Raw genomic sequence first — 7,275 nt, forward strand, 5'->3', positions numbered from 1 at the left:
GTGACTATGAAATTTGTAACCGTTGAGCAGTCGGACGCTAGGTTGAAGATGATTCTGGATAATCCCTTTGAGGGGAGCATTGCGATTGACGAAACCGGAACAGTTTTTTTTGCAAATTCGTTCTTTTTGGAAATTTTAAATCGCACTGAGCAGGAGGTTGTAGGCAAAAAAGTTTGGGATGTGATTCCTGCTTGCAGATTGTTCGAAACGGTTGGGCAAGGCTATTCGATTTGGGGTGAGACATTAATAATTAATGGCAAAGAATTTTTAGTGGCTCGTTTTCCTTTGAAAAAAGATGGGCAGACTGTGGGCGCAATGGTTAAGACTTTGTTTCCTGACCAAATCACTGCCAAGGAAATTATGAATAAAGTGTCTCGCCCGGCGAAAACAGAAAACTACATAAAGAACACGCTTTGTACTTGTCGTGATGTCATTGGTGAAACTCCCCCAATGCTATATGTAAAGAAACTGGCAAGGCGAGCCTCCAGAACGAGTTCGACATTACTCATTACGGGGGAGAGTGGTACTGGCAAAGAAATTATTGCGCAGGCCATTCACACCCGTTCTGTCAGGCGGGAAGGGCAGTTTATCAGTGTAAACTGCGGCGCGATTCCCGAAAATCTCCTTGAATCGGAATTGTTTGGTTATGTAGATGGCGCATTCACCGGGGCTAAAAAGGGGGGAAAACCCGGAAAATTTGAGCTGGCTGACGGTGGCACTATTTTGCTGGATGAAATCGGTGATATGCCTTTATTTATGCAGGTAAAATTGCTTCGAGTATTGCAAGATAGGGAAGTATGGCGAATTGGCGCTACGACTCCTACCAAACTTGATGTACGGGTTATGGCATCTACTCACACCGATCTCATACAACTGGTGAAAGAAAAGCGCTTTCGCGAAGACCTTTATTACCGCCTGAATGTATTAGAAATCAAGATGCCTGCCTTACGGGAAAGAATTGAGGATTTACCGCTGTTAATCAATGCCTTGATTGAGCGTATAAACCGCAAAATAGGCGCTGATGCCATAGGCGTTTCCCAAGAATCCCTGGAGATTATGAAAAGATATAGCTGGCCGGGAAATGTACGGGAATTGGAAAACCGGCTTGAGCAGGCTATCAACTGGAGTGATGACCACATTGTTGATATCCGCAATATTCCTATCAGGCCATGGGAAGAAGAGAGTAGCAATGTACCAATGAGTTCTGATATCGGCTTCCGGGGTTGCATTCAGGAAACCGAGCGGGATTTGATTGTAAGCGCATTGGAACAGGCGAAGGGGAACAAGGCCCAAGCGGCACGGCTGCTGAATATGCAGCGGTCTGTGTTATATAAAAAAATAGGGAGATTAGGAGTATAGGTGTATTCTTTGTGGACACCTGTCTCTTATCGATACGGTAAAACGGCTCCTGGGCTAGAAACCCAGGGGCCTTTTTTACGAAAAATTCGCATTTAATTAATCTAATAGCGTTGGCATGATTATTGCAAGTGTATACTAATACTGATGGCCATCAGTTTCATCCAACGAAAGATTAGTATCTGGAGGAGGGAAAGTAAGTGTCTAAATTTGCTAACAAAATCAAATCCATTGATGAAGCACTAAGTTCCATTCCCAAAAGCGGCGCAACAATTATGATGGGGGGGTTTGTTGGAGCGGCAGAGCCGACTTGCTGTATTGAGTGGCTAATCAATAATCAAATCAGTGAAATAACTTTGATCACTAATGAGCCGGGTTTGAGTGGTTTTGGCAGAGCCATGTTATACAAGAATGGTTTGGTGCGTGAGATTATTTCAAGTCATGTTGGTACTACTCAAGAATCAACAGACGAATACCTGAAAGGCAACCTCAAAGTTGAGCAATTCTACCCGATGGGCACTTGGATTGAAAAAGTGCGGGCAGGCGCAATGGGGCTTGGTGGCGTACTTGTCCCGGTTGGGGTAGGCATACTGGATGATCCTGCATTGTTCCCCGATTTGAAAGAACCAAAGCAAATAATTGAAGTAAATGGTATCAAGTGTTTTGTCGAGGCTGCGTTGAGGGCGCCGATTGGCTTGGTTAAAGCATGGCGTGCCGATGAAATGGGTAATCTCGAATATCGTCATACCAGCATAAATTGCAATCCTATGGTAGCTATGGCCTGTGATTATACAGTTGCTGAAGTAGAAGAAATTGTTCCTGTTGGTACTATTCCGCCTGAACGGGTTGGGACACCGGCACCTTTTGTGCAAGCTGTTGTCAAGGGGTTGAGTTTAGAGCAGCATGATGATATTTACCGTCAGCATTGGCTGAAAATAGGTAAATTGACCCCCGAAAAATAAGAATTTTTAGGAGGGACTGACATGGATCCGAGAGTATTAATAGCCAAACGTGTCGCACAAGAATTTAAGGACGGACAACTTGTCAATTTAGGATTTGGGATGCCGACTCAAGCATCTAATTATTTACCTAAAGGCGTTAAGGTCATGTTTCATGCTGAAAACGGTGTTTTTGGCGTTGGACCTAGACCTACCGCATCAGAGGCTAAAGCCGATATGACAAACGCCGGGTCAGAACCTGTTACACTGCTGCCAGGAGCTGCCATTATGGATTTGGCTACTTCATTGGGGGCAATGCGTAGCGGCATTCTGGATATTACAGTCCTGGGGGCTTTGGAAGTCGATCAGTTAGGCAATATCGCCAATTGGGCGGTACTTCGTAATGGCAAATGGTGGCCTGGCATTGGTGGTGCGATGGATCTATGCTATGGCACGGAACAAGTGGTTGCCTGTCTCATGCATACTGATAAGGAGGGCGCTTCTAAAATTCTGAAAAAGTGTACTCTACCACTGACTGGAAAAAGTTGTGTTAAGACGATCATTACTGATAAAGCCGTTTTTGCTGTCGGGCAAAATGTCCTCATTTTAAAGGAACATGCTCCTGGTGTGACATTAGAAGAAATTAAAGCTTGTACAGAGGCAGACTTTATTGTTGCTGACACATTCTGTGAGATGAACTTATAATCGGCATGTTATATAGAGAGGTCTGCCCTACAGGCCTCTCAATTAAGTATACAGGGGGGGACTTTATGAGCCTTACGGAAAATCACACAGGTAGTAATGTTGTTGAAAACTCAGTAATATTCTGCAAAAAACATCTGCAGCCTATTGCCAGAGAGTTGGATGTTAACGGCCGATTCCCTACTGAACTTTTAGGGATAATGGGTGAATTGGGTTTTTTCGGTATGAATTATAGCCCGGAATATGGCGGAGGCGGCTATGATTCTGTCACTACCCATCTGGTAGCCAAGGAAATCGCTAAAGTGAGTCCAGGGGTCACGTTAACCCTTCACGTGCATTGGATGGCAATAGATGTTTTACTTAAATTTGGTACTGAGGAGCAAAAGCGGCAATACCTGCCTGATTTGCTACAGGGCAAAAAAGTTGCGGCCTATACTGTCAGTGAAGCCCAAGCTGGCTCTGACGCTGCCGCAATCAAGGCAACTGCCGTGAGGACAGAGGCAGGCTGGCTTTTAAACGGGGCTAAATATTTTTGTACTAATGGTGGATTAGCCGATCTTTATTTCGTTGCTTTAAAGACCGATAGCGAGGCTGGGGCCAAAGGCATTAGCATGTTTATCGTGGAAAAAGGTATGCTTGGTTTTAAAATTGGTGCCCCTGAAGAGAAAATGGGTTGTAGAAGCTCTTATACTACGGGGTTACTATTTGACAATTGTGTAATACCCCATGAGAATTTGCTGGGTAATGTCAATGAAGGCTTCAAAATTGCTATGTACGGTTTGGTTGGCGGCCGTTTGGGTATGGCATCTATGGGACTAGGCATTGCCGAAGCTGCGCTGGAGACTTCGGCGAAATATGCTAATCGAAGAAGTGCTTTTGGTAAGCCGTTGAATTCTCTGTTCGCAGTTCAGGAGATGCTGGCAGATATGTATGTAAAAATAGAAGCCGCTAACCTGTTGGTAGGCGAAACTGCCAGGAAAAGAGATAGTGGAAAGGATTATGCTCTAGACACCTCGGTTGCCAAACTCTTTGTTGCTGAAGTGGTTAATGAGGTATGCCATAAGGCATTGCAGATATTCGGCGGCCACGGTTATATGAAATACAATGATGTAGAGCGGTATGCCCGGGATGCAAGACTGCTTGATATCGGTGTTGGGGCATCTGAAGTGCTAAAAATGGTTGTTGGTTCGGCAGTTGCAAAAATTAAAGGAAGTGACCGTTGATTTTTACAATATTAGGAGGATAGTGCATGGATTATGCCATTAAAAAACGTTTTGATAGCAAGCTGACTACCGGGATTGTGGGTGTCATCATATGCTTTGCCTATGCCATGATTTACTGGCCGGTTTGGGCAATGGTAGCGAAAGCCATTATTACGTCTACGGCTGGAGTAGGTTTACAGGCAGTTGAACCAGCGGTAGCGAAAAAATTTATAACCACATTTGCTGAGGGAACTTTTTTTTGGTGCAGCATCAGCGCCTGGATCTGGCAGACTTTAATATTTGGCAACTACGGAAAATACAAATTGACTACCATTCAACCTGGTGCCGGAATTTGGTACACCTTCCTCAGCTTCATTTGCGGTAGTGCAGCATATTTAATTGTGATATCCTTCATTGGCATATGGTGGAAGCCCTTTAATCTCATTCTCATGTTTGCTCCTAAGAGCGCGGAAGAACTTCATTTGGCCCTGGAGGCATGGGAAGCTTCTAATTTCTATGTATTACCTGTGATAATAGCACAAATTCCTTTCGTATCTCTTTTTCAAAAACGGCCATGGGCCGGTAACCTAAAACCGCCCCTCGACGGGTTGGCGGTAATGATGACAAGTTCCTTCTTTGCATTGCTGATCTGGATTGCTATGTTTGTTCCCAGCTTTATGCATTTTCAATTGGGTGGACACAATGTTACTGAACAACCGCTGGGGTCTTGGCCGGCTGTTCTTGCCTTCTGTCAAGGATTTATTTTCTGGTTTCTGATTCCGGCGGAAGGCGGGGAGGGCTATCCTTATAAGCTGTTTACTAGCAAACAACCTTGGATGGGACTTATTGGATTAGCGGGGGCTCTGATATTTGGTGGTTATTTAACCCCAACCTTTTATGTCAGCTTGATTAACGCTTTCCACATTAATCCCGGTGTAAATCCTTATGTCACAGCCGCTTCTCTTGAACTCTCACTTATTGTTACGATGTTGTGCTGGCATCACTTGTTTGACGACTATCCTGGAGCAGAAAATGAACCAAGCATTGGGCGTCGCGTGATGATTCGTGTGGTAATATGGCTTGGACTCGGAACTGTTTTTGGTCTTGCGTGGCTGAAAGTTTACAAAATACTTCCCTTTGCCGGCAATGATTTGGGAATGGGATTTCCGGTAATGGGTCTATTGGCAGGACAGTTTGCCTTGCTAATGGTATTCCTTTACTTTAATACTTTTTTTGATAAGTGGCCGCTTGTCTATAAAGAAACAGTTAATAAATAGATCCAAATCGTCCGCCCACCTGTCAGCCTAGTTGTTCTCCGTGCAATCCTGTTGCAATATGTCGTCCTTCTGCAGTTATTGCTTGCATCCCGGCTATGACAGTTGTATCACCAAAATGCCGGCCTGTGTGTACGCCCTTTATTACGCCCAAGATTCCTTATTGAGCCTTCAAGCGAAAGAATAGCTACCCGTCATCGAACCCTATGGCTGACGGGTAGCTTCATTACCGCCCTCAGATTGCTCATTATATACGTATGTAAAACCCTCAGCAAGTAAATCCTAAATGGTAGCAAATGCTAGCAATTGAAGAATTGTCGGAGGCGTTTTTCATGGACAATCGGATCGAAAACATTAGACTAACAGCCGTAGAAATCGCTACTATTTGGATGCAGTACCAGAATGACAGTATGGCTAGTTGTGTGCTACGTTATTTTTCGGCAAAGGCGGAAGATGATAGTATAAAAGAGATTATCGATTCAGCCTTAACCATGTCGCAAAATAGCCTTAGACTGATAGCCAACACTTTTTGTGATGAGGGTTTTGCTGTTCCACAAGGATTTGGCAAGGATGACGTTAACGTAAATTCTCCTAGACTTTTTGGTGATATATTCGTTTTAGATTATCTAAAACATATGGCTAGATTGGGGCTTTTATCTTCTGGGATCGGACTTTCGTTAGTGGTGAGAAGTGATTTGAGGCAGTTCTATCAATCTCATTTATCCTTAACGGCTACACTGGATTCTATGGTGACGCACTTAATGCTTAGTAAAGGAATATATGTTCGTTCTCCGTATATTCCCCCTACTAAAGAAGTGCATTTCGCCCAGACGCAAGAGTTCTTGGGGGGATTATTTGAGGGTGAGCGTCCTCTTAGTGCTTTGGAAATTACCCACTTGTTTACGAATATACAAACAAACCTGATAGGTAAAGCTTTAATTATCGGGTTTAGTCAAGTCGCTCAGTCGTCGCAAGTAAGAGATTATTTTTTGCGAGGGAAAGAAATAGCGGCAAAGCATAACGATTTATTTTCGAATAGACTTAGTCAAGAAGACTTGCCTAGTCAGGCAACCCTAGATGCGTTAGTTACGGACTCCATCGTGCCACCTTTTTCAGATAAGCTAATGATGTTTCATGTTACCGCTCTAATAGCCGCTGGTATAGCTAACTATGGTACTGCCATCAGTGTTAGTCAAAGATATGATCTGGGAGCTCAATACACCCGACTAGCGGCAGAGATTGCTTTATATGCAGAAGATGGAGCTAACATTCTGATAGAAAATGGCTGGTTGGAAGAGCTTCCTCAAGCTGTGAACAGACGTGAACTAGCTATGGCGACAACTTGATACGAAGCTGAGGTATAGGTATTGTACTATACCTTTTTATGCAATTCTAATACCATTTATTTCAAGGTATTAGATATTTTAATCAGCAGATACTATGAGTGTAAAGGGTCTGTAATGGTCGAGCCAAGATTGGTGTCGGATATCGTATGGTGTTCGGCATCAGTCGGCCAAAGATTGGCGTCGGGTCGTGAGGCTCGGCGTTAGTCGGCGGGAAGACTGGCATGAGTCCTGAAAGGCTGTACGGTAGCCCAACTGTTGCCGTGTGGTCCCAAGGGATTTGTGTCGGTCGAGCTAAGACTGCTATGGGTTGCGAATAATACGGGTCGTTTGCAGTCGGGAGATTGCAGGCGGTTCAGTAGCTATCTATGGTAGTCGAGCAAAGGTTTGCATCGGTTGTGTAATGCTTGTGGGTAGGCGAAAGTCTGCGTATAGGTATGTAATGATCGGTGTAGGCTGT

At 44.2% G+C, this 7,275-nt stretch carries 6 protein-coding genes; all 6 read left to right on the forward strand.

The window, feature by feature from the left end; translation table 11 throughout:
- Positions 1–6 precede the first annotated feature (6 nt).
- The 6 genes from VN447_RS03335 to VN447_RS03360 all read left to right on the forward strand — a co-directional run bounded on the left by VN447_RS03335 (position 7) and on the right by VN447_RS03360 (position 6,818).
- On the forward strand, positions 7–1,359 hold the full coding sequence (locus VN447_RS03335; RefSeq protein WP_325522808.1) for a sigma-54 interaction domain-containing protein: 1,353 nt from the start codon (positions 7–9) through the stop codon (positions 1,357–1,359).
- 197 nt (positions 1,360–1,556) lie between these two features.
- A complete protein-coding gene (locus tag VN447_RS03340; protein WP_325522794.1) occupies positions 1,557–2,318 on the forward strand; it encodes a 3-oxoacid CoA-transferase subunit A in 762 nt (253 codons plus the stop codon).
- A 21-nt stretch (positions 2,319–2,339) separates the two neighbouring features.
- Positions 2,340–2,999 carry a 3-oxoacid CoA-transferase subunit B gene (locus VN447_RS03345; RefSeq protein ID WP_325522795.1) on the forward strand — a complete coding sequence of 220 codons (660 nt, stop codon included), beginning with the start codon at positions 2,340–2,342 and terminating at the stop codon, positions 2,997–2,999.
- Positions 3,000–3,064: 65 nt separating this feature from the next.
- On the forward strand, positions 3,065–4,219 hold the full coding sequence (locus tag VN447_RS03350) for an acyl-CoA dehydrogenase family protein (RefSeq protein ID WP_325522797.1): 1,155 nt from the start codon (positions 3,065–3,067) through the stop codon (positions 4,217–4,219).
- A 26-nt stretch (positions 4,220–4,245) separates the two neighbouring features.
- A complete protein-coding gene (locus tag VN447_RS03355) occupies positions 4,246–5,475 on the forward strand; it encodes a hypothetical protein (protein WP_325522799.1) in 1,230 nt (409 codons plus the stop codon).
- Between the two features lie 329 nt (positions 5,476–5,804).
- Entirely contained in the window at positions 5,805–6,818 is a 1,014-nt protein-coding gene (locus VN447_RS03360; RefSeq protein ID WP_325522801.1) for a DUF3231 family protein, read from the forward strand.
- Positions 6,819–7,275: the final 457 nt, after the last annotated feature.

This window comes from Sporomusa sp. (assembly GCF_035561155.1).
Taxonomy (GTDB): Bacteria; Bacillota; Negativicutes; order Sporomusales; family Sporomusaceae; genus Sporomusa.

Coding starts and splice junctions, on each gene's coding strand:
- VN447_RS03350 (WP_325522797.1), top strand. CDS start 3,065: ATGAGCCTTACGGAAAATCACACAGGTAGTAATGTTGTTGAAAACTCA.
- VN447_RS03360 (WP_325522801.1), top strand. CDS start 5,805: ATGGACAATCGGATCGAAAACATTAGACTAACAGCCGTAGAAATCGCT.
- VN447_RS03345 (WP_325522795.1), top strand. CDS start 2,340: ATGGATCCGAGAGTATTAATAGCCAAACGTGTCGCACAAGAATTTAAG.
- VN447_RS03355 (WP_325522799.1), top strand. CDS start 4,246: ATGGATTATGCCATTAAAAAACGTTTTGATAGCAAGCTGACTACCGGG.
- VN447_RS03335 (WP_325522808.1), top strand. CDS start 7: ATGAAATTTGTAACCGTTGAGCAGTCGGACGCTAGGTTGAAGATGATT.